This window comes from Parafrankia elaeagni, from assembly GCF_000374165.1.
GTDB lineage: Bacteria > Actinomycetota > Actinomycetes > Frankiales > Frankiaceae > Parafrankia > Parafrankia elaeagni.
Genome location: NZ_KB893671.1, coordinates 67,103 through 89,659, shown reverse-complemented (window position 1 = coordinate 89,659; position 22,557 = coordinate 67,103). Strand labels below are relative to the sequence as shown.

At 71.5% G+C, this 22,557-nt stretch carries 16 protein-coding genes and 2 tRNA genes; 3 read left to right on the top strand and 15 right to left on the bottom strand.

Annotated features, from left to right (window positions below):
- Nucleotides 1-222: 222 nt before the first annotated feature.
- Nucleotides 223-675, top strand: coding sequence for a hypothetical protein (locus B207_RS41015; protein WP_230204791.1), 453 nt, complete (start codon nt 223-225; stop codon nt 673-675).
- 270 nt (nt 676-945) lie between these two features.
- Here B207_RS41015 and B207_RS0102135 read toward each other — a convergent pair whose 3' ends face one another.
- The 14 genes from B207_RS0102135 to B207_RS0102070 form a co-directional block, all read right to left on the bottom strand.
- A complete protein-coding gene (locus B207_RS0102135) occupies nt 946-1,659 on the bottom strand; it encodes a TIGR03936 family radical SAM-associated protein (protein ID WP_018634860.1) in 714 nt (237 codons plus the stop codon).
- 31 nt (nt 1,660-1,690) lie between these two features.
- The gene (locus tag B207_RS32160; protein ID WP_051102339.1) at nt 1,691-3,766 is read right to left on the bottom strand and encodes a TIGR03960 family B12-binding radical SAM protein; all 2,076 of its coding nucleotides are present in this window, start codon (nt 3,764-3,766) and stop codon (nt 1,691-1,693) included.
- 60 nt (nt 3,767-3,826) lie between these two features.
- Nucleotides 3,827-5,062 (bottom strand): rod shape-determining protein RodA, encoded by a 1,236-nt coding sequence (rodA, locus tag B207_RS0102125; protein WP_018634858.1) that lies wholly within the window; start codon nt 5,060-5,062, stop codon nt 3,827-3,829.
- Nucleotides 5,063-5,195: 133 nt separating this feature from the next.
- Entirely contained in the window at nt 5,196-7,577 is a 2,382-nt protein-coding gene (gene mrdA / locus B207_RS32155) for a penicillin-binding protein 2 (protein WP_018634857.1), read from the bottom strand.
- Nucleotides 7,574-8,110, bottom strand: a complete 537-nt coding sequence (mreD, locus tag B207_RS0102115) for a rod shape-determining protein MreD (RefSeq protein ID WP_018634856.1) — start codon at nt 8,108-8,110, stop codon at nt 7,574-7,576. Before mreD ends, mrdA begins: the two co-directional genes overlap by 4 nt.
- A 6-nt stretch (nt 8,111-8,116) precedes the next feature.
- A complete protein-coding gene (gene mreC / locus B207_RS0102110) occupies nt 8,117-9,139 on the bottom strand; it encodes a rod shape-determining protein MreC (RefSeq protein ID WP_018634855.1) in 1,023 nt (340 codons plus the stop codon).
- Between the two features lie 149 nt (nt 9,140-9,288).
- Complete coding sequence (locus tag B207_RS0102105) at nt 9,289-10,320, bottom strand: rod shape-determining protein (protein WP_020462738.1); 1,032 nt, start codon at nt 10,318-10,320, stop codon at nt 9,289-9,291.
- 562 nt (nt 10,321-10,882) lie between these two features.
- Entirely contained in the window at nt 10,883-11,296 is a 414-nt protein-coding gene (ndk, locus tag B207_RS0102100) for a nucleoside-diphosphate kinase (protein ID WP_018634853.1), read from the bottom strand.
- Between the two features lie 209 nt (nt 11,297-11,505).
- Entirely contained in the window at nt 11,506-12,855 is a 1,350-nt protein-coding gene (locus tag B207_RS0102095; RefSeq protein WP_026310573.1) for a bifunctional folylpolyglutamate synthase/dihydrofolate synthase, read from the bottom strand.
- 100 nt (nt 12,856-12,955) lie between these two features.
- The gene (gene clpX / locus B207_RS0102090; RefSeq protein ID WP_018634851.1) at nt 12,956-14,248 is read right to left on the bottom strand and encodes an ATP-dependent Clp protease ATP-binding subunit ClpX; all 1,293 of its coding nucleotides are present in this window, start codon (nt 14,246-14,248) and stop codon (nt 12,956-12,958) included.
- 485 nt (nt 14,249-14,733) lie between these two features.
- Entirely contained in the window at nt 14,734-15,378 is a 645-nt protein-coding gene (locus B207_RS0102085) for an ATP-dependent Clp protease proteolytic subunit (protein ID WP_018634850.1), read from the bottom strand.
- Nucleotides 15,379-15,440: 62 nt separating this feature from the next.
- Nucleotides 15,441-16,082, bottom strand: a complete 642-nt coding sequence (locus tag B207_RS0102080; RefSeq protein ID WP_026310572.1) for an ATP-dependent Clp protease proteolytic subunit — start codon at nt 16,080-16,082, stop codon at nt 15,441-15,443.
- 307 nt (nt 16,083-16,389) lie between these two features.
- Nucleotides 16,390-17,886, bottom strand: coding sequence for a trigger factor (tig, locus tag B207_RS0102075; RefSeq protein WP_018634848.1), 1,497 nt, complete (start codon nt 17,884-17,886; stop codon nt 16,390-16,392).
- 55 nt (nt 17,887-17,941) lie between these two features.
- Nucleotides 17,942-18,014, bottom strand: a tRNA-Pro gene (locus B207_RS0102070).
- Between the two features lie 48 nt (nt 18,015-18,062).
- On the opposite strand from B207_RS0102070, the gene B207_RS0102065 reads away from it, so the two are divergent.
- A tRNA-Gly gene (locus tag B207_RS0102065) sits at nt 18,063-18,133 on the top strand.
- A gap of 457 nt (nt 18,134-18,590) precedes the next feature.
- On the opposite strand, the gene B207_RS42255 is transcribed toward B207_RS0102065, so the two are convergent.
- The gene (locus B207_RS42255; protein WP_018634847.1) at nt 18,591-20,477 is read right to left on the bottom strand and encodes a glycoside hydrolase family 3 protein; all 1,887 of its coding nucleotides are present in this window, start codon (nt 20,475-20,477) and stop codon (nt 18,591-18,593) included.
- Between the two features lie 154 nt (nt 20,478-20,631).
- On the opposite strand from B207_RS42255, the gene B207_RS0102055 reads away from it, so the two are divergent.
- A complete protein-coding gene (locus B207_RS0102055) occupies nt 20,632-22,554 on the top strand; it encodes a class I SAM-dependent methyltransferase (protein ID WP_018634846.1) in 1,923 nt (640 codons plus the stop codon).
- The last annotated feature ends 3 nt before the right edge of the window (nt 22,555-22,557 follow it).

Here is a 22,557-nt window from a genome sequence, read left to right as displayed (position 1 = left end):
TCGGCCGGCACGGGATCTGCGGACGGTCCGTCCACCTGCGGGCCCGCAGCGGCGGGAGCGGCCGACACGCTCGACTCCACCGGCTCGGTCGGCTCGGCCTTGGCGGCCGACCGACGAGCACGGGTACGACGCGGCCGGGTGGCAGCGGGGGCCGCCTCGTTCTGCTCCGTAGTGTCTGCGGGCGCGGCGGTGTCCGCGGACGCGGCGGAGGACTCCGCCGCCGTGACCGGATCGGCCGGAGCGACGGCGGCACCACCGTCGCCGCTGTCGGCGGCAGAGGCCGGGGCCGCGGCGGCGTTGGCCGCCGACCGGGTGGCCCGGCGCCGGGAGGCGGCCGGCTTCTCCGGCGCCACCACCACCACCGCGGGCGAGGTCTCGCCGATCGGTGACGCGTCCGCCGGCGGTACGGCATCGGCGGCTGGTGAGGCATCGGGTGTGGCGGGCGCGGCAGCCGGCTCCGGCCCGGCCGCGCTGACAGCTCGGGACACCCGTCGCGACCGGGCGGCGGTGCGCCGCGCCGGCCGGGTGGGTGTCGACGCGCTGTCGGTCACCGGATCGGCACCATCGGCGCCCGGCGCCGTGGGCGCATCAGCCGTGGGCGCGTCAGTGGAGGGCGGTGTGCCGGCTGATGCCGTCACCGGCGCCGGACCCGGCGCCTTCCCTGCTCCGCTCTGAGAACCGGTCTCGGGCTCGGCCGGATCGGGGGGCGGCCCGGCAGCCCCGGGGGGCGGCCCGGCCGGCCTTCCGGCGGCACGGCGACGACGGGGGGACCGCACGGCCGAGGTTTCCGGCGCGGTCTGCTGCTCTTCGGGGGTCTGGTCTTCGTCGGGCACGGGTTATGAAGCCTCTCGGGCTCCCGGGCGCGCTGCGTCAGCAGTCGCGACCGCTCAGAAGCCACTGTCTCGGTCCGGCGGTTGCGCCGCCGGCAATCCTGCGACGCCCTCGTCACGCTTCGAGTCGACCTACCGGCCGGGCAGCCTCATCGCGGTCCGGTGCCAGCGGGTCCGCCAGCGTTCCGTCCTCGCGCAGCCGGCCCTGTTCGAGTCGTGTTGGCTCGGGCGGCACCGGCACACTGAGGACGGCGACCGCGGAAAGGGCGGTCAGCACGTCGTCGGGTCGAACGGCGGGCGTCGTGTGCCGTACGACCACGTCCAGTATCGCACAGGTGTCGTTCTCTGCACGGCAAACGGCCCAGACCACAGCCCCGCGCACATCAACACCACGCTTGCCGTCCTTCGTGACCCGCTCGACCACAAGGGATTCCCGGGCCGACAGGACCGCGATGGCGGCATCCAGATCCGCTGTCACCACCCCTGGCAGGCGTAGCTGCCAGCGGGACGCGTCGATCCGGTCGGGCAGCGAACGGCCACTGGCGGGCACGCAGTCGAGGACGTCGAGCCCGGGGGGGAGAGCGGCGTCCAGCGCCTGGCGCACCTGCTCCGGGTCCACCGGGGCGGAGAAGGCGATCTCGACGTACTCGGCCTCGCTGGCGGCACCCGTGGGCGCCGCGCCGACCCAGGACAGCCTCGGGTGTGGGCTGAACCCGGCGGAGAGGGCCACGGGCAGACGGGCTCGGCGCAGGCCTCGTTCGAAGGTCCGGGCAATGTCCCGATGGGAGAGGAAGCGCAGTCGTCCCCGCTTGCCGAACCGCAGGCGCATCCGGGCGACTACCGGCGGCGGGGGCGGCCCCTCAGGTTGACGAGGCACGTGCCGACACCAGGTCCGGGTCAGGGTCAGGGGCGACACCGCCGCCGGCGGCCTGTCCGGCGGCGGAGTCAGGACCCGCGGCGACGCCCGGGTCTGCGGGCAGACCCGGGCCGGAGGGAGCGCCCAGGGCCGGGGCGACGCCGACGGAGATCACGGGGAGCAACGAGCGGCCTGTGGGGCCGATCTGGTTCTCGGTGCCGAATGTCGGGCAGACACCGCAGTCGTAGCAGGGGGTCCAACGGCAGTCGTCCAGCTCCGTCCCGCGCAGCGCCTCCTGCCAGTCGGCCCACAGCCAGTCACGGTCCAGCCCGGCGTCGAGATGGTCCCAGGGCAGGATCTCGCGCTCGTCCCGCTCACGGGTGGTGAACCAGTTGAGTGAGACGCCGAGCGGGGCCAGCTCCGCCGCGCAGGCCGACTCCCAGCGCTCGAACGAGAAGTGCTCGCTCCAGCCGTCGAAACGACCGCCGTCGCGCCACACCCGCTCGATCACCCGGCCGACCCGGCGGTCACCGCGGGCCAGCAGGCCCTCGATGATGCCAGGACGCCCGTCGTGGTAGCGGAACCCCACCGCCCGGCCGACCTCCCGGTCGGCACGCACAGTGTCACGAAGCAGCTTCAGCCGGTGGTCGGTCACCTCGTGGGAGGCCTGTCCGGCCCACTGGAACGGCGTGTGCGCCTTGGGGACGAACCCGCCGATGGACACGGTGGCCCGGATGTCGCGATGCCCGCTGGCCCGCCGGCCGGCCCGGATGACCTCACGGGCGAGGTCGGCGATCTCCAGGACGTCCTCGTCCGTCTCGGTGGGCAGGCCACACATGAAGTACAGCTTCACCTGCCGCCAGCCGTTGCCGTAGGCGGTGCTGACGGTGCGCACCAGGTCCTCGGCGCTGACCGTCTTGTTGATGACCTTGCGCAGGCGCTCGGAGCCGCCCTCGGGGGCGAAGGTGAGGCCGCTGCGCCGCCCGTTGCGGGAGAACTCGTTGGCCAGGGTGACGTTGAAGGCGTCGACCCGTGTCGAGGGCAGGCTCAGCGAGGTGTTCGTGCCCTCGTAGCGGTCGGCGAGCTCCTTGGCGATCTCGCCTATCTCGCTGTGGTCCGCGCTGGAGAGGGAGAGCAGCCCGACCTCGGAGAAACCCGTGGCGGTGAGGCCCGCGTCGACCATCGCGCCGACCGTCTCGATGCTGCGCTCCCGGACCGGGCGGGTGATCATTCCGGCCTGGCAGAACCGGCAGCCGCGGGTGCAGCCGCGGAAGATTTCCACGCTCATCCGCTCGTGCACGGTCTCCGCTAGCGGGACCAGCGGTGCCTTCGGATACGGCCACGAGTCGAGGTCGGTCAGCGTGTGCTTGGCGGGGCGGGCGGGGATGTCGTCCCGGTTCGGGGTGACGGCCTGGATCCGCCCGTCCGGCCGGTAGCTCACGTCGAAGAAGCCCGGCACGTAGACGATCCCGAGGCGCGCGAGGCGGTGCAGCAGCTCGGTGCGCCCGCCGGGCGAGCCGGCTGCCTTCCACGCGCGGGTGATCTCGGTGATACGCAGGACCGCCTGCTCGCCGTCACCGAGGACGACCGCGTCGACGAAGTCGGCGATCGGCTCGGGATTGAAGGCTGCGTGCCCCCCGGCGATGACCAGCGGGCCGTCGGTGCGGTCGGCGGCGTGCAGGGGGAGGCCGGCGAGGTCGAGGGCCGAGAGCAGGTTCGTGTAGCCGAGCTCGGTGGAGAAGCTGATGCCGAACAGGTCGAAGTCACCGACGGCGCGGTGGGCGTCCACCGTGAACTGCGGGATGCCGTGCTCGCGCATGAGCGCCTCGAGGTCCGGCCAGATCGAGTAGGCGCGCTCGGCGAGAACGTCCGGCTGCTCGTTCAGGATCTCGTACAGGATCTGGACGCCCTGGTTCGGCAGGCCGACCTCGTACGCGTCGGGGTACATCAGGCACCAGCGGACCGTGGCGCCGTCCCAGGGTTTGACGACCGAGTTCCCCTCGCCGCCCACGTACTGGACCGGCTTCCGGACCCGTGGGAGCAATGGCTCCAGGAGAGGAAACAGCGACTGTCCGGACATGCCCGCGAGCCTACGGCACCCGGCGGGCGACAGACCCTGCCTGCTCACGCGACCCTCCCGTCAAAGCGCGTAGGGATCGGAGCGCGAACGCAGCCGGACGTTCTGCAGCAGCCCCACCGCGATCATGTTCGCGAACATCGAGGAGCCGCCGTAGGACAGGAAGGTGAGCGGCAGCCCGGTCACCGGCATGACGCCCAGACACATCCCGATGTTGACGAAGATCTGGAACGTGAACCAGCAGACCACGCCGGTGACGATCAGCGCGCCGAAGGAGTCCTGGGAGTTGAAACCGATGGTGAGCGCGCGCCAGAGCACCACGCCGAGCAGAATGATCACCCCGCCGGCACCGAGATAGCCCAGTTCCTCCCCCGCGACGCTGAAGACGAAGTCGGTCTGCTGCTCGGGCACGAACTGGCCCTGGGTCTGCTGGCCCTCGAACAGGCCGCGGCCGGTGACGCCGCCGTTGGCGATCGCGGTCATCGCCTGGTCGACGTTGTAGCCGGTCGAGGAGGACTCCTTGTTCTCCGAGACGAACGAGGTGAGCCGGGCCTCCTGGTAGGGCTTCAGCAGGTGGAACTGCAGAATCGCGCCGCCGAACAGCACCCCGCACAGGACCAGCCCGAGAACCCACCGGCGCGGAGCGCCGCTCACCCCGAGCATCCCGAGGGTGACGAAGACCAGCACCATGACCGTGCCGAAGTCGGGCTGGAGCATGATCAGCCCCATCGGGACGACGGCGAGGCCCAGCACGAGCAGGACGTCGCCGTGGCCCGGCGCACCCCGCCGGATACCGGTATGGCGGTCCTCGTGCTTCTCCCCCAGGATCATTGCCGCGCCGACGACGAGCGCGACCTTCGCGAACTCCGAGGGCTGCAGCTGGAACCCGGCGGGCAGGACGATCCAGGAGTGCGCGCCGTTGACGGTGGTGCCGACGAGGAGCACGGCCACCAGCCCGACCAGCGAACCCAGGTAGACGAACGGTGCGTAGGCCCGCAGGATCCGGTAGTCCACCAGGGTGGCGGCGGCACCGAGCAGCAGGCCGATCACGAGGTTCAGCAGGTGCCGCTTCAGGAACGTCTGCGGGTCGCCGCCCGACTCCTCCAGCCGCTGCCGGGTGGCCGACCAGACGAGCAGGGCACCGATCAGGGCCAGCGCGATCACGCTGGTCTGCAGGACCCAGTCGAGCCGCCGCAACGGCGAGTGCCGGCCGGAGGCGCGGTCCCGAAGCTGGCCGATCCGCCCTCGGACAAGAACCGGGGACGACCGCAGCGCGGTGGGACCGGGATCCTGCGTCAACGTCCCTCCTCTGTCAGACAGTCGGCGTAGGGCCCTGACCGTAGGGCCCTGGACCCTGAGTTCGGCGGTTCAGCGGGCAGAGTTCGGCGGTTCAGGGAACGGAGCCGCGCCCGAGGGCGGTGGTCTCGTGGTCTCAGGGCGGGGATCGGCCGCGGTCGTCGGGCGGGGGCTCCCGGGCGGCGGGGCGCGACCCGTCGGCATCCTGGGACGGCACCGCTCCGTGCCCCCCGCCTGTGACGGTGGCCACGGTGCTCGGCGCCGCGGGTGTGAGCACCGTGGGCTGCACCGCTCCCGTGACCGTCGTCGTGCCCACCGTCGTCGTGCCCGCCGTCGTCGCCCCGGACATGGGCTCCGCCGGGGCGGAGGCACCGCTTACTCCCGGCGTTCCGGCCTGGGGCGACGTCTCAGGGGTGTCGGAGGTGGCGGGACCGCCGGGGCCGCCGGGGCCGCCGCCGAACGTTCCGTCTCGCCCCAGCTCGGGCAGGCCGGCGGGCGGCTTGCCTCCGGGCAGGGCCCCGGGCACGCCGACCCCGTAGATGGCCTGGTAGATCTCCTTCGCCACCGGCGCCGCGTACTCCGCTCCGGTACCGGATTCCGGGATGCTCACGACGACCGCGAACTGTGGGTCGTTCGCCGGAGCGAAGGATGCGAACCACGAGGTGTCGTCCCTGCCCTCGACCTCGGCAGTGCCGGTCTTGCCCGCGACGGGCACCAGGTCGCTGGGCCAGTCGGCGAACGTCCCCGTCGCCGTACCGCCCGCTTCGGTCGTCACCCCGGTCAGGCCGCCGCGGATGTAGGCGAGGTTCTCCGGCGAGATGGGCAGGCGACCGGTGACGGTCGGCTGGATCGGCGTCTGCTTCGTCCCGTCCGGCGAGATCGTCGCCCGGGCGAGGGTGGGCTTGTAGAGGGTTCCGCCGTTGGCGATGGCCGCGTAGGCGGACGCGAGCTGCAGCGGGCTGACCGAGAGGTACTGCCCCTGGCCGATGGAGAACTGCACGGCAGCGCCGGCGTTGTACAGGTAGCCGTCGACGCAGGCCTCGGCCGCGTACTTGCGGAACCGCTCGGCCTTGACCGGGTCGGGCTCCTCCGGGTAGCCGCTCTGCGCCCGCCTGCAGTAGGAGTCCTTCAGTTCCTCCCAGATCCTGCGCGCGTCCGCGCGGTCGACCACGGCGCCCGAGGTCTCGCCGGGGAGGTCGATACCGGTGCGCCTGCCGAAGCCCATGCCCTCGGCCATGCGGACGAAGTGCTCCGCCGGCTCGGCGTAGGGACCACGGCCGTTACGCAGCCCACCGTCGGCGACCCAGGCGTCGTAGGCGAACTTGTCGAAGATGACGTCGCAGGAGATGACCAGCGCCTGGTGCAGTGTGATGGGCCCGGCGGACGACCCGTCGAAGTTGTGGAAGATCTGGTCGCCGACCTGCAGGGTCGGCGCGCAGTCGAATTTGTCATCGCCCTTCGCACCCATGTGCTCCATCGCGACCGCGGTGGAGACGACCTTGAACGTCGAGGCGGCGGCGGCGGAGCCCTGATAGGCCCGCGACAGCAGCGGGGTGCCGTTCACCGGGTCGGACAGCGCCGAGTAGTCGGCCTGCGAGATCCCGCCGACGAACACCGAGGGGTCGTACGAGGGCAGGCTGGCGAGCGCCACGACACCACCGGTCCGCACGTCCAGCACGACGGCGGACGCCGTCCGCGCGCCCCCGCCGAGCTTGTCGAGGGTCCGGGCCAGCGCCTCCTCGGCGGCCCGCTGGACGTCCAGGTCGAGGTTGAGCACCAGGTGGTCGCCGCTGACCGGCGGGGTCGTGGACTCGGTTCCGGCGACCCGGCCGAAGCGGTCGACCTCGAGCCGCTCGACCCCGTCCGCACCGCGCAGCGCGTCGTCGTAGGTGTACTCCAGCCCGGCGACGCCGATCAGGCTGTTGAGGTGATAGCCCTTCTCGTCGCCCTGGCCGTCGAGCTGGTCCTGGGAGACGGGCGCGAGGTAGCCCAGCTCGTGCGCGGCGAGCGCGCCGTTGGGGTACTCGCGGACGGCCTGCAGGTCGGCCGACACGCCGGGGAAGCGGTCAGGATGCTCGATCACCGCGAGCGCCTGTGCGGGGGTCACGTCCTTGGCGACGGGGACCGGCTGGTAGGGCGAGCCGTTCCAGCACGGGGCCTTCACGGTGGCCGAGCAGAAACGAACCCGCTGTTCGAGCTCCGTCAGGGGAGCTCCGATCACGGTGGCCAGCCGGCCGAGAACGGCCCGGCCCTTGTCGTCCTGCCGGTCGATGGTCGACCGGTTCACCGAGATGACCAGCGAGGTGCGGTTGCGGACGAGAGGCTGGCCCTCGTCGTCGACGATCATGCCGCGCGTCGCCGGGGTCACCACCTCGCGGACCCTGTTCGTCTCGGCGACCTGGCGGTAGCGCTCGCCGTCGAGGATCTGCAGCACCCACAGCCTGGCCCCCAGCGTGACCAGCAGGGAAAGCACGAGGACCCGCAGAATGAGCAGGCGGATCCGCATCCGGTCGCTCACAGCCGCCCCCGCTCCCGGTGCAGCCTGCGTGCGGCGGCGAGGGCGAGCGGGAACAGGAACGGGGTCACCAGCAGCCCGTAGATGCCGGCGGCGAGGGCCCGCAGGAGGGCCTGGCCGCTGGTGAGAGCGGCGTCGCCGAGCAGGGCCGTCGCCGCGGCGTTACCCAGGGTGCCGAGGGCAGCCGCCGCACCGACCGCCGCCAGCGGCACGGCGATCGACCGCTCGGCCGCGTTCATCACCAGGCCCGTGAGGTAGCCGACCAGACACAGGACGAGTGCTGTCTGCCCGATCACATGACTGGAGAGCAGATCAGCCAGCAGACCCACCGCGAATCCGAGGACAGCACCGAGCAGCGGTCCCTCGATCAGCGCGACGACCGCCAGCAGGACGAGCACCAGATCGGGCCGGCCGAGCGGGGCGCCCAGCCGGGCGACCACGGACACCTGCAGGACCACGGCGACCAGCAGCAGGACGACCGCGGCCGCGAACGCACGCGGGTGCAGCCGCTCCTCAGAAAAACCGCTGTCCCACATGCGATCTCACCCGGCGCCCTGGGTCGCCGTACCTGTGCCGGCCTGCGGTTGGCCGCCAGCCGCGCCCTGACCGGCAGGCGCGGTGCCTGCGGGCGCGGTGCCTGCCGGCGGGGTGCCTGCCGGCGGGGTCGACGCAGCGGCATCACCGGCGGGTGGCTGCGGGCCGCCGGCCGGCGGCACCTCGCGCGGCGGCAGGACACGGTCGCCCGGGTCTCCCGGCGGACCCCCGACGACGACGCCCACCAGGTCGAGGGTGCCGATCGAGACGAAGGGACGCACCTCGGCGGTACGCGAGAGACCGCCGACATCGACCACCCGCGTCACCTCGCCGATCGGCACACCCGCCACATAGTCGAGACTACCAAACGTAACCAATCGGTCACCCTCTTTTACCTGGTACGAGGCGTCATAAAGGGTGAAGGTCAGGTTTCTCGGCCCCTGCCCCCCGGCGACGGCGCCGAGGAGCTGCGTGGTTTCCAGCCGGGCGCCGATCCGGCTCGTCGGGTCACAGATCAGCCTGATGACGGCGGTCTGGTCAGTCACCGAGGCCACCGTCCCCACCAGGCCCGCCGTGTTCACCACGACCTTGTCGACGGCGAGCCCGTCCCGGCGTCCCGCGTTGATGGTGACCGTCCAGTCCATCCCGGTGACGTCGCCGACCGCGATGACCCGGGCCGGAACGATCGTGTACTGCCCCTTGTCGGCGAGCAGACGCAGTGCGGAGAGCTCCCCGGCCAACCGGTCGATCTCGGCGTCGTCCGCGATCGACCGGCGCAGCGCCGCGTTCTCCTCGGCGAGCCGGTCGGCGCGGTCGTGGTAGCGGTTCGGATGGGTCAACGAGGAGACCGTCCGCCCGATGGGTCGGGTCACCGCGGTCACCGCGTTCTCCACGCCGCCGACCACCGAGTGCAGCGCACCACGCACCCCGGTGGCGGAATCGCCCGTCCGGTAGTCGAGTGTGATCAGCGTGAAGGCGAGGACGAGCAGGGCGGCGATGACAAGGCGTGAGCGCCTGGTGTCACGTCCCACGTCGATCCTCCATCACCGCTGCCGTCCTCCTGCCGCGCGGGCCAGCCGACGGCCGGGCCTCTCGCTACCACGGCCCGCCGGCCACCGGGCCCGCCGCGGGCCGGCGGGCACCCCTGTTCACGGAACGCCCACCGGCCCGGGCCCGCGGGTCAGCGCTTCGGTTCGGAGATCAGAACCTGTTGCAGGGCCTCGAACTCCTCAACGCACTTGCCCGACCCCATCGCCACCGAGTGCAGCGGGTTCTCCGCGATGTGGATCGGCATTCCGGTCTCGTGCCGCAGGCGCTCGTCCAGCCCACGCAGCAGCGCGCCGCCGCCGGTCAGAACGATGCCGCGGTCCATGATGTCGCCGGACAGCTCCGGCGGGCACCGGTCGAGGGTCACCTTGACCGCGTCGATCACCGCGTTCACCGGCTCCTCGATCGCCTTGCGGATCTCCTCGGCGGTCACCACGATCGTCTTGGGCAGCCCCGTGACGAGGTCGCGGCCGCGGATCTCCGCGCTCGGCTCGTCCGGGATCTTGTGCGCCGAGCCGATCGCCATCTTGATCTCCTCGGCGGTCCGCTCGCCGAGCATCAGCGAGTACTCCTTCTTGACGTAGGAGATGATCGCCGTGTCCAGCTCGTCACCGGCGGTGCGGATCGACTGGCTCGTGACGATGCCACCGAGCGAGATGACCGCGACCTCCGTCGTACCGCCGCCGATGTCGACGACCATGTTGCCGGTCGGCTCGTGCACGGGCAGGCCCGCCCCGATCGCCGCCGCCATCGGCTCCTCGATGATGTAGACCTTGCGCGCCCCCGCCTGGTAGCCGGCGTCCTTGACGGCCCGCTGCTCCACACCGGTGATGCCGGACGGAACACACACCACCAGCCGAGGCTTGGCGAAGTGTCTGCGGCGGTGCACCTTCTGGATGAAGTAGCGCAGCATCCGCTCCGTCGTCTCGAAGTCGGCGATGACGCCGTCCTTCAACGGGCGGACCGCCACGACATTGCCCGGGGTGCGGCCGATCATCCTCTTCGCGTCGGTTCCGACCGCGAGGATTCCGGAGGTGGTCGTGTTGATCGCGACCACACTGGGCTCGTTGAGAACGATGCCCCTGCCACGGACGTAGACGAGCGTGTTGGCGGTACCGAGGTCGACGGCCATGTCACGACCGAGGAACGACAGCGAACTGGACATCGTCGGGTGCCGGCCTTCCCGAGGGGCGCGAGAGGGGACAAGTCCGGACGGCGCGCGCGAGCGGCACCGACCGGCTCATCCCCGATCAACGCGCGAAACACGTACAGAGTTCGTCGAGCGGGCGGGACGGCCCGGATGCGCCTGGCGTGGAAACGTTCGCCACAACCGACCGGGAGGACGGTCGCGGCGACCTGTCGGGCACGCTCCGGGCAGTTGAAAGCGTAGACCGCCCCCGGTGACGTCGCCGGGCCGACCGGGAAGCGTGTCACCCCATGCGAAGCGGGGCGCGCACGGCACGCCGGCCAGATCCGCACCGACCGTGGACACAAGCCCACGACAAGGCACTCCGGGTACCGAGCGGGCGACCGGGCCTGGAGCCCGACCTCCCCAGGTGGGGACGGAGCACCCGCCACCGCCCGGACGGCACGGGCTCCGCCGGGCCGGGGCGGCGCGGCTGCGCCGCCGTCGGCCGGGGACTCACCCTGCGTGGCGCCGGTCGACCACCCGCACCAGGTGAGGCCGGCGGCCCGGGCAGCAAGCGGAACCGCAGCCGGTCGGCCGGTCAGCTAAGGCCGGGGAAGAACAGGTCGATCTCGCGCTTGGCCGACTCCGGCGAGTCCGACCCGTGGACCAGGTTCTCGCCGATCTCCAGGGCGAAGTCGCCCCGCAGCGAGCCGGGAGCGGCCTTCACCGGGTCGGTGGCGCCGATCAGACCACGCGCCGCCTCCGTCGCACGCGGACCCTCGGCGACCAGCGCGACCAGCGGGCCGGAGGTGATGAAGTCGACCAGCTCACCGAAGAACGGCTTGCTGGAGTGCTCGCCGTAGTGGGTCTCGGCGACCGAGCGCTCGAGCGTGCGCAGCTGCAGAGCCACGATCTTCAGCCCCTTGCGCTCGAGGCGGCCGATGACCTCACCGACGAGGCCGCGGCTGACGCCATCGGGCTTGACCAGGATGAGGGTGCGCTCGGCGGACACGGGACTCCTTCGGACTCGTTTCGTCATCTTTGACGCTGGCGGGCGACCGGCCCCTCGCGCGGCGAGGGCGAGCAGGTTGGCCCTGGGCAAACTTACAGGGTCAGCGATCGTGCCCGGTGCGCGCACTCCCCCGACCCACCCGTCGGAGTGCCCGCGGTGGCCGCACGGACGGCGCAGATCAACGGCGGCGCAGACAAACAGCGCAGCGGTCAACGCCGGAGCAGGTGGCGGGCCTCGCCGACGGTCACCAGCGAGCCGGTGACCAGGACACCGGTCCCACCGAGCTCGCCCTCCTCCTCGGCAAGCCGAACGGCGGCCTCCAGCGCGTCGTCTAGCCGGGGGGCGACCTCGACCCGGTCCGGGTCGAAGATGTCCACGGCGACCGCGGCCAGGTCGTCCGCGCCCATCGCCCGTGGCGAGCTGCTCTGCGTGATCACAATGCTGCTCAGGACGGGCTCCAGCGCGGCGAGGATGCCCTCCGCGTCCTTGTCGCTCAGCATGCCGACGACACCGACCAGCGTGTCGAAGCCGAACGCCTCGTCGACGGCCACGGCCAGGGCCTGGGCGCCGGCGACGTTGTGCGCACCGTCCAGCACGATGGTCGGCGAGCGCCGTACCACCTCCAGCCGCCCGGGCGAGTCGGCCTGCGCGAAACCGGCGAGGACGGCGTCGGCGTCCAGCTGGCTCTGCCCGCCGCCGAGGAACGCCTCGACCGCGGCCAGTGCCACCGCCGCGTTGTGCGCCTGGTGCACGCCGTGCAGGGGCAGGAAGACCTCCTCGTAGGTCCCGCCCAGGGCGCGCAGGGTCAGCATCTGGCCGCCGACGGCCGGACGCCGGCCCACCACTCCGAACTCGAGACCCTCGCGGGCCACGGTGGCACCGACCTCGGAGGCCCGACGCAGCAGCACCTCCGCGGCCGGCAGCGTCTGCTGGGCCAGTACGACGAGAGCGTCGGGCCGGATGATCCCGGCCTTCTCCGCGGCGACGGCCTCGACGGTCGAGCCCAGTTCCGGGTGGTCCAGCGAGACGGGGGTGATCACCGAGACACCGGCGTCGACGACGTTCGTGGCGTCCCAGGTACCGCCCATGCCGACCTCGATGACACCGACGTCGACCGGTGCGTCCGCGAAGGCGGCGAAGGCCATCGCGGTGAGCAGTTCGAAGAAGGTCACCCGATCGGGATGCCGGGTGTCGATCAGCTCGGCGTACGGAATCACGTCGTCGTAGGCCCGGGCGAACACCTCCGGGCTGGCCGGGGCGCCGTTGATGCTGATCCGCTCGGTGACGGTCTCGAGATGCGGCGAGGTGTACCGGCCCGGCCGCAGGCCGAACGCCCGCAGCAGCGCGTCGATCATCCGGGCGGTGGACGTCTTGCCGTTCGTGCCGGTGATGTGGATCGTCGGGAACGACTGCTCGGGATGGCCCAGCAGGTCGACGAGGTCCCGCATCCGTTCCAGGTCGGGAAGCATCCGGTGCGGGAACCGACCGGCGAGCGCCTTCTCCACTCGGGCGAGGCCGGCGACATCGTCCGGCGTGCTCCCCGTACGTGCGTCTGTCACGCAGCCGAGGTTATGGCATCAGCGGACGGGCCCCGCGGCGGCGATCGCCGTGGGGCCCGAGCCGGTCCAGATCATGCGGCCATCGTGCCGGCCGCGGGCGTCAGGCCGACTTCTCCTGACGTGGTGTGCGCTTGGACGCGGCGACGTCCCGAGGAACCAGCGTGGGGTTGACGTGCTCCAGCACGACCTCGCGGGTGATCACCGCACGGGCGACGTCCTTGCGGCTCGGGATGTCGTACATCACCGAGAGCAGGACCTCCTCCATGATCGCCCGCAGGCCACGGGCTCCCGTCCCGCGCAGGATCGCCTGGTCGGCGATGGCCTCGAGGGCGTCGGTGGTGAAGTCGAGGTCGACACCATCCAGCTCGAACAGCCGCTTGTACTGGCGGACCAGTGCGTTCTTCGGCTCGGTGAGGATCCGGATCAGCGCCTCGCGGTCCAGGTTGGACACGCTGGTGATGATCGGCAGACGGCCGATGAACTCCGGAATCATCCCGTACTTGAGCAGGTCCTCCGGCATGATGTCGCCGAAGACGTTCGAGGAGTCCGGGTCGTCCTTGCCGTGCAGCACGGCGCGGAAGCCGAGCGACTTCTTCCCGATGCGGGATTCGATGATGCGGTCGAGCCCGGCAAACGCCCCGCCCACGATGAACAGCACGTTCGTCGTGTCGATCTGGATGAACTCCTGATGCGGGTGTTTCCGGCCGCCCTGCGGCGGCACGCTCGCGGTGGTTCCCTCGAGAATCTTCAGCAGCGCCTGCTGCACGCCCTCACCCGAGACGTCCCGGGTAATGCTGGGGTTCTCCGACTTTCGGGCGATCTTGTCGACCTCGTCGATGTAGATGATGCCCGTCTCGGCCTTTTTGACGTCATAGTCGGCGGCCTGGATGAGTTTGAGAAGAATGTTCTCGACATCCTCACCGACATAGCCGGCCTCGGTGAGAGCCGTGGCGTCTGCGATGGCGAACGGGACGTTCAGCATCCGGGCCAGAGTCTGGGCGAGGAGGGTCTTGCCGCATCCGGTCGGGCCGAGCAGGAGAATGTTGCTCTTGGCGAGCTCGACCTCGCTCTTCGCAGCGTCACCACCGGACGCGCCGCCCGCCTGCACCCGCTTGTAGTGGTTGTAGACGGCCACCGACAGCGTCTTCTTCGCCGTCTCCTGGCCGACCACGTACCCGTCGAGGAACTCGTAGATCTCCCGGGGCTTGGGGAGTTCCTCCCACTTCAGCTCCGAGGACTCGGAGAGCTCCTCCTCGATGATCTCGTTGCAGAGATCGATGCACTCATCGCAGATGTAGACGCCTGGGCCGGCGATCAGCTTCTTCACCTGCTTCTGCGACTTACCGCAGAAGGAGCACTTGAGCAGGTCACCGCCATCACCGATGCGTGCCACCGAGGACTCAGTCCCTTCGTCCAGACGATGGTGTCGCCTGCGTGTCGGGGGCGGTGCACACCGCCCGGTCGTCGCGTGTCTGCCTCTGTCCGTCCCCGTGGGGACGGTACCCCGCGGGGGCGTCCCGTGAGAGCCCAATCGATGGGCTCATACCGGTCAGCCTACGGTCATCAGGCCCGTCCCCGCTCGTCCACACAGCCCGTTCAGCGCCACAGCCGGCCCGGGTGTCCGATATGAGAGGTGGTGATGCCAGCCCGTCGCATCCGACCCGCCACCGATGAGCCTGACGGGCCCGCTGACAGGCACCCGGAGACCACAGCCTGGCCTGTCCGCAGCCCGTCGACCGGGCTGGCCAGGCCGGTCCGGGCACCCGCGTCGGGGCATCCGGACCCACCGGGCTCCGGTGTTTCCGCCGGCAGCTCCCGAGGTGCTCTCACCGAGGTCCGGCCGCAGCCGCTCCACTGCCCGGAAGGTGCCAGGCCGAGTCAGCGCGAGGCAGCGAGCCGCGAGGACTTCCGGGTCTTGATCACCTCGTCGATGATGCCGTACTCCTTGGCCTCGTCGGAGCTGAGGATCTTGTCGCGCTCGATGTCCTTGCGGACGTCCTCCTCGTTGCGGCCGGTGTGCTCGGCGAGCATCCGCTCCAGCAACGTGCGCATCCGCAGGATCTCGCGCGCCTGGATCTCGATGTCGCTCGACTGGCCCTCACCCTGCGCCGACGGCTGGTGGATGAGGATCCGGCTGTTCTGCAGCGCGAACCGCTTGCCGGGTGTGCCCGCCGCCAGCAGCACCGCTGCCGCGGACGCCGCCTGGCCCATGCAGATCGTCTGGATGTCGGGCCGCACGAACTGCATCGTGTCGTAGATGGCGGTCAGCGAGGTGAACGATCCACCCGGCGAGTTGATGTAGATCGAGATGTCGCGGTCCGGGTCCTCGGACTCCAGGAACAGCAGCTGCGCCATCACGTCGTTCGCGGACGTGTCGTCGATCGGCGCGCCGAGGAAGACGATCCGCTCCTTGAGCAGCTTCGAGTACGGGTCCATCCCGTACTCGCCGCGGGAGGTCTTCTCGATGATGTTGGGGAGGACGTAACGGCTCTGCGTTCCGTAGTAGCCCTGTGATCCGTGCATGGTGACTGCCTCCGAGGAGAGCGGGTGACGAGGGTCGGGACGGCTCGCGGCCGCGGCGGACGTCAGCTCACCGGGCCTTCGCTGGGAACCTGGCGGGCCCGCTGGACGACGTGGTCCACGAAGCCGTAGTCCTTCGCTTCCTCCGCGGTGAACCAGCGGTCGCGGTCGGAGTCGCGCTCGATCTGCTCGACGGGCTGACCGGTGTGGAACGCAATGCGCTCCTGCATCATCCGCTTCGTGTAGAGCATCTGCTCGGCCTGGATCGCGATGTCGGAGGCCGTGCCGCCGATGCCGCCGGAGGGCTGGTGCATCATGATCCGCGCGTGCGGCAGCGAGTAGCGCTTGCCCGGCGCGCCCGCGCAGAGCAGGAACTGCCCCATCGACGCGGCCAGGCCGAGGGACACCGTGGCGACGTCGTTCTCGACGTACTGCATCGTGTCGTAGATCGCCATACCGGCGCTGACCGAGCCACCGGGCGAGTTGATGTACAGGAAGATGTCCCGGTTGGGGTCCTCGGCGTTGAGCAGCAGCAGCTGCGCGCAGATCGCGTTGGCGATCGAGTCCTCCACCACCGAGCCCAGGAAGATGATCCGCTCACGGAGCAGACGGTTGAACACCTGCTCGTCGAAGCCGGGGCCGCTCTGTCCGGGAGAACGGAGACTCGGGCCCGGGACAGCCAGGCGAGGGGCGGCGATGTCACTCACGGTCGGATCCTCGGCTTCCTTTGGCGGCATCTGATTGACCGGCTCGACACTATCTGTGACCCGAGCCGGTTCCGGTGCTTCTCCTTCGATGTTCGCGCTGGGCGTGAGGCTGGGCCAGTCCGGCATCGGCGCCCGGCCGGTCCCAGCCTGGGAGGCACCCGCCCGCACCGGGCCGACAGCGCGCCTCCCGGTGTCCACCTGTGGCCCCCGGACACGCGGACGGCCTCCGGAGCCAGGCCGACAGAGCCGGACTCCGGAGGCCGTCAGACGACATCCGCACGCCCGGCACCTGCCGGGCCGCACACCACTACTTCGTGTCGGACCCCGGCGCGGCGTCCGCCGCCGACGTGTCCTCCGCAGCAGCCGACTCCGCCGCCACCTCGGCCGCGCCATCGTCCTGCGACACCGCCGCGGAGCCACCGATCGCCAGCTCCTCGGCGTCCAGCTCGTCCGAGATGTCCTCGACGTCGTCCTCGGCGTCAGCCGCCGGACGGCGCGGCAGGTTCAGCTCGACCGGGTTGCCCTCGGAATCCGCGACCTTCGCGTTCTCCAGCAGCAGGAAGAGCGCCTTCGTGCGGAGCACATCCGCCATCAGCGCCGTCAGGCCCTCGCCCTGCGCCAGCTGCTGGGCGTACTGGTCCGGCTGCACACCGGCCCGCTGCGCCCGCATCAGGATCTGCTCCATCAGCTCGCCCTGATCCAGCCCGATCGACTCGGCGTCGATCACCGCGTCCAGGATGAACTGCGAACGGATGGCCTTGTCCGCGGACTTCCGGACCTCGGCGTCGAAATCCTCCTCCGACTGGCCGAGCGTCTCCAGGTACGTGGCCCGATCCGTGCCGATGTGCTCCAGCTCGTGGCCCAGCCGGTGCTCCCGCGCCTCCAGCTCACCCGCCAGCACCGACTCCGGCACCGGCACCTCGACGAGCTCCACCAGCTTGTCCAGCAGCTTGTCGCGGGCCTCGCCGAGCTGCTCGGCCTTCCGGCTCGTCTCCAGCCGCCCCCGGACGTCGGTCCGCAGCTCCTCCAGCGTGTCGAACTCGCTCGCCGTGGTCGCGAAGTCGTCGTCGAGCGCCGGGAGCTCCTTCTCCTTCACCCCACGGACGACAGCCGTCACCTGTGCCGTCCGCCCGGCGTACTCGCCGGCCATCAGCTCGGTGTCGAACGTGCGCTCGTCGCCCTCCGCGGCGCCGGTGATCGCCTCGTCGATGCCGTCGATCAGGTTGCCGCTACCCACCTCGTAGGACATCCCGGTCGCGGTCGCGTCCTCGATCGCCTCGCCGTCGACCGACGCCGACAGGTCCAGCGAGACGAAGTCGCCCTCCTGCACCGGACGCTCCACCGGCTTCAGCACGGCGAACCGGTCACGCAGTGTGCCGAGGTACTCGTCGACCTTCTCGTCCGACACGACCGCCGGCTCGACGACCAGTTCCAGATCACCGAACTCCGGCAGTGTCACCTGCGGACGGACATCCACCTCAGCGGTGAACACGAGCTGCGACCCGTCGGCGAACTCGGTGATGTCCACCTCCGGTCGCGACAGGACATCCACCTCCTCGGCCTGCACAGCCTCCGAGTAGAACTGCGGCAGCGCCTCCTGGATCGCCTCGTCGAGGATCACGCCCCGCCCCAGGCGCTGGTCAAGGATGCGCGGCGGCACCTTGCCCGGACGGAAACCGCTGACACGCACCTGGCGCGCCAGCTTGCGGTAGGTGGCATCGACGGACGGCTTGAGCTCGTCGAAGGGCACCTCGACAGTGAGCTTGACCCGGGTGGGACTGAGGGTCTCCTTGGTGGCCTTCACGGCGCGGCGGTCTCCTGGTACGACGTTGGACGGGGTGACGCGCCGAGAGTATCGGTCGGGGCGGGGAGACTCGAACTCCCGATCTCCTGCACCCAAAGCAGGCGCGCTGGCCACTACGCTACGCCCCGAGGCGTTGCATCCACATCCTACGGGGTAAGCTCGTCCCGATCACCAACGCGGGTGTAGCTCAATGGCAGAGCCCCAGCCTTCCAAGCTGGCCATGCGGGTTCGATTCCCGTCACCCGCTCGCGGCGGGATTCGTGTGCCCAACGGGGTTGGGCGTTGGCCCGTTATGTCGTTGGGGGGCGGTGCCCCCCAGGCCCCCCGGGCCGCCGGCGTGGCTGGGGGGCGGGGTGGCTAGTGGGGTGTGGGGTGGTGATGTTGCGGGTGGTGATGTTGCGGGCGGGGGGGTGGGCCTGAGGTTCAGGGCGGCTGGGGGTAGCTGGTGGGGGTGCGGGGGGGCTGATTTGGTTTGTTGAGGATTTGTGGGTGGTCGCGGTCGGTGGGATGCGTGTGCCGATGTGGTTCGGCTGGATCGGTGGGGCGCGGGGGGAGCGGCGACTTGTAGGTGGGGTGTGATGCGCGGGCTTCGGGGGGCCGAGAGGTGGACCCGGGGCCCGTTTTGCGTGTGCATGCAGGGTGCCGGCCGGGAGGGCGGGAGGGGGCTTGAATTGTGGTCTTGTTGTGGTCTGCATGGAGGTGCGTCAACAGGTGCGGGGGGCGGGGAGGGTGGCGCCGCGAGGTAGCAGGGTGCCGGTGGCGGTGCGGGTTGTGACGGGAAGGCGGCCGGTGGGGGTGGTGGCGCCGGTGAGGACCGCGGCCAGGGCTTTCATGGATGCGGGGTCGCGGGAGTAGGTCGCCAGCCAGGCCCCGGCGCCGGGGGGTGGGCGGTACGGGGTGCCGGTCGACACGACGACGGTGCGGCGGTCGGTGGTGGGAGGTGGGGAGTTCCCGGCCAGAACGACGCGTACGGGGGTGGCGGTGGAGCCGGGAGCGGTGGGGGCGCGGGGGGTGGTCGCGACGGCGCCCGAGGGCACCTGGGTGGCGGGGGTGCCGCGCTCGCCGAGGGCGGCCACGAGCAGGCGGGCGGCGGTGGCTGGGCCGGACACCTCGACGGGTGTGGCGGGGAGTGGGTTTCGGCGGAGGGGCAGCAGGTCGCAGGCCGGCTGGTCGAGCAGGGTGATCGCCCGGGCGGCGATCGCCTCGGCGGCGGCGGTGCGAGTCTGCGGGGTGCCGGGGGCGGTGGGAGTGCTGTGGGCCAGCCGCCACTTGAGGCGTAGCAGGCGGCGTACGGAGGCGTCGACGCGGTCGGGGGTGACCATGCCGGAACGCACGGCGGAGACCACGGCGTCGCGGGCCTGGACGACGTCCGGCGGCATCAACAGCATGTCCACGCCGGCCTGGACGGCCCGCACGGCCGCCCTGGCCGGAGAGTTGTGGTCGGTGATCGCGGCCATGTTGAGCGCGTCGGTGACGATGATGCCGTCGTAACCGAGCTCGCGACGGAGCAGGCCGTCGACCACCGCCCGGGACAGCGGTGCGGGGGCATCACGGTCGAGCGCGGGGACGTTCAGGTGGCCGACCATGACCATGGGGGTGTCCGCGGCGATCGCGGCGCGGAAGGGCGGCAGGTCGACGGCGTCCAGGGCCGCGCGGTCGCGGGTGATCGTCGGCAGCGCGACATGGCTGTCCACCGACGTGGCGCCGTGGCCGGGGAAGTGCTTCGCGGCCGCCGCCACACCGGCCTGGCGGTAGCCGTTGATGGCGGCCGCGGTGAACCTCCCGACGGCGCCGGGGTCGTCCCCGAACGACCGTTCGCCGATCACCGGGTTCGCGGGGTCGCTGTTGACGTCCGCGTCCGGCGCGAAGTTGACGTTGATGCCGAGGGCACGCAGGTCGGTGCCGGTGATGCGCGCCGCCTCACGGGCGTCGTCGGGACGTCCCGTGGCGCCCTGGGCCATCTGGCTGGGCAGCAGGGTCACGCCGTCACGGACACGCAGGACCGGGCCCTGTTCCTGGTCCGTGGCGATCAGCAGGGGCACCGCGGCCGCGGCGCGCAGGTCGGCAGACAGGCCTGTGACCTGGGCCGGGTCGACTATGTTGTCCGGCAGGGCGCCTGGGCCTGTCCCGCCGGCGTCGAAGTAGATCACCCCGCCCAGGCTGTGGGCGGCGACTGCCTCGGCCGCCGTGGCGACGCCGGAGGTTCGCCGGTTGCCGGCCATCGCGGTCGGGTCCCGGTCCGATCCGGAGGTCCCGAACACGTACCCCATGATCATCTGGCCGACGCGTTGCTCCAGTGACAGCCCGGCGAGGGTGGCCTCGACCCAACGACTCTCCTCGGGGGACGCCTCAACCGGAAGGCCCCCCGCGCCGAGGCCGGAACCGCTCGCGGAGAGTCCACCGCGGTCGGCCGCCTGACCGGCCCCGGAGGCCTCCGGGGCCCTGGAATCCGCGCCGGCCGACGGCCCGGGGCGATCGGAGGCGACGTCATCAGAACCGCGCCCCTGATTGACCACCGCGAACAGCGTGATCCCGGCCAGCACAGCTGCCACGACCACGATGACCAGGCCCGCAGGCCGTACACGCCACACATTCCACCTCCTGTCCGCCGTCGGTACGGATTCGGTGCGAACCGTATCCACGCCACTCATTACGTCCTCGCGGTGGGGCCTGCGCGAACTGTCGTGGTGCAGGCATACCGTGCCGGTCAGGCTGTTCCCGTCGGTCTTTCGTCCAGGAGGCGTCATGACGGAAAGAACCAGCATCCGCCGCGCGTGGTTGCCGATCGCGGCCTGCGTCGGCATCGGTGCCAATGGTCTGCGGCTGCGCGCCCGGGTCCGGGCGCTGCCCGTGATCGGGCCCGCCGGGCGGCCCGTGCATCCCTCGCACCGGTTCCTGCTCGCCGAGGGCGTCCACCTTGACGAGGCGCAGCGGCGGGCGGCGAGCGCCTACGCGCGGCGGGAGGGTCTCACCGTCCTGGACCTGGTGCCGTCCGCGATGGCGGCGCACGAGTTGCTGGATCTGGCCCGCATGGTTGATCCCGAACGGTACCGGGCGCAGCGCCTCGCCCCGGGGCGGGGCGCCTACCACGCGCTGCTGGTCGACCAGGAGGTGCTCGACCGTTCGGGCCTGGCCCTCCCCAGGCCCGACCGCGCGCAGCTCGCCGCCGCGACGGCCACGTTGAAACTGCATGCACCGGCGGCGACCGGCCTGGCGATCCTGCCGGGGCTTGCCGCCGCGGCCACGCACGGCACCAGACCCTCGCAGGGCGGCAGGACGCCGGGCAGCACCACGCGGGACGACGCGCCGCGTTCCGGCGAGACGACACCCCGGAACGGGCGGGACCGGGTCGCGGTTCAGTTCGCCGCCCTGCCCTGGGAGCCAGCGCTGCCGTTCCTCCCGCTCGTGCGGGATCTGGCCGTCGGTGCCGGAGCGACGGCCGCCCCGGCCTGGGCACTCGGCGCCGCGCTGCTCTCCTGGCTGCAGCCGGCAGTGGTCGGCGCGGGGCGGATCCGCGTCCCGACGGCGGAACTCCTGCGCAGCCCGCTCACCCGCCGGCAGCCGATGGCCCGCTTCCTCACTTCGCCGCTCACGGCTGCCAGTGCGCCGCGGCCGGGGCCGCCGGCCACCGATCCCGCCACGCTGGCGGCGAAGCGGCACCAGTACCGCGCCGATCTCGCCGCCGGCGTCGACCGGTTCCTGGAGGCTCCGTCCACGGCGTGCCCCTGGTGCGGCGGCACCGGCCTTTCCCTTGCTCTGTCCGGGTCGGACTCCGTGCAGGCCAAGCCAGGAGTCTTCCGGTACGACCGGTGCGACGACTGCGGCCACGTGTTCCAGAACCCGCGGCTGACCCTCGACGGGCTCGAGTTCTACTACCGGGACGTCTACTCCGGCCTCGGCGCGGCGCTGATCGAGGAGCTGTTCCGCCGCAACACCGACATCTACCTGGCCCGAGCCCGGCTCGACATTCCCGCGCCGCGGCGCTGGCTCGACGTCGGCGGCGGCTTCGGCCACTTCTGCGCGGCCGCGCGCGAGGTGTGGCCGGCGACATCCTTCGACGGCCTGGACATCGGCGAGAGCATCAACCTGGCCGGGCGCCGCGGCTGGGTCGATCACGTGCACCAGGGCCGCCTGCCGGACCTGGCCGGGGAGCTGAGCGGCCGCTACGACGTCGTCAGCATGTTCCACTACCTGGAGCACACCCGGGACCCGCGGGAGGAGCTGCACGCGGCCGCGCGCACCCTCGCGCCGGGCGGGCACCTGATCATCGAGGTGCCGAACCCGCAGTGCCCCGCCGGCCGCTGGTTCGGCGCGTACTGGCCGGGCTGGTTCGTGCCCCAGCATCAGCACCTCATTCCGGCCGACAACCTGGTCCACGCCCTCGACGAGGCGGGCCTCAAGGTTCTGGACGTCTGCTTCGGCGAGGCGCACCAGGGCGGCGACGCGCCGATCGCCCTGTGGGGAGCGTGGCAGCGGGCCGCTCCGTCCCCGGCGATGCCCTGGCAGGAGGTCACGAGCCCCGCGGCGGCTCGCGCCCGACGGGCGCTCACCGGGGCGGCCATGGGAGTGGCGATGCCGGCGGCGGTCGCCTGGGATGCCGCCAGCCGCCGCTACCTGACGGGCGGCCGGCGGTCGAACGCCTATCGGGTGCTGGCCTGCCTGCGCTAGGTC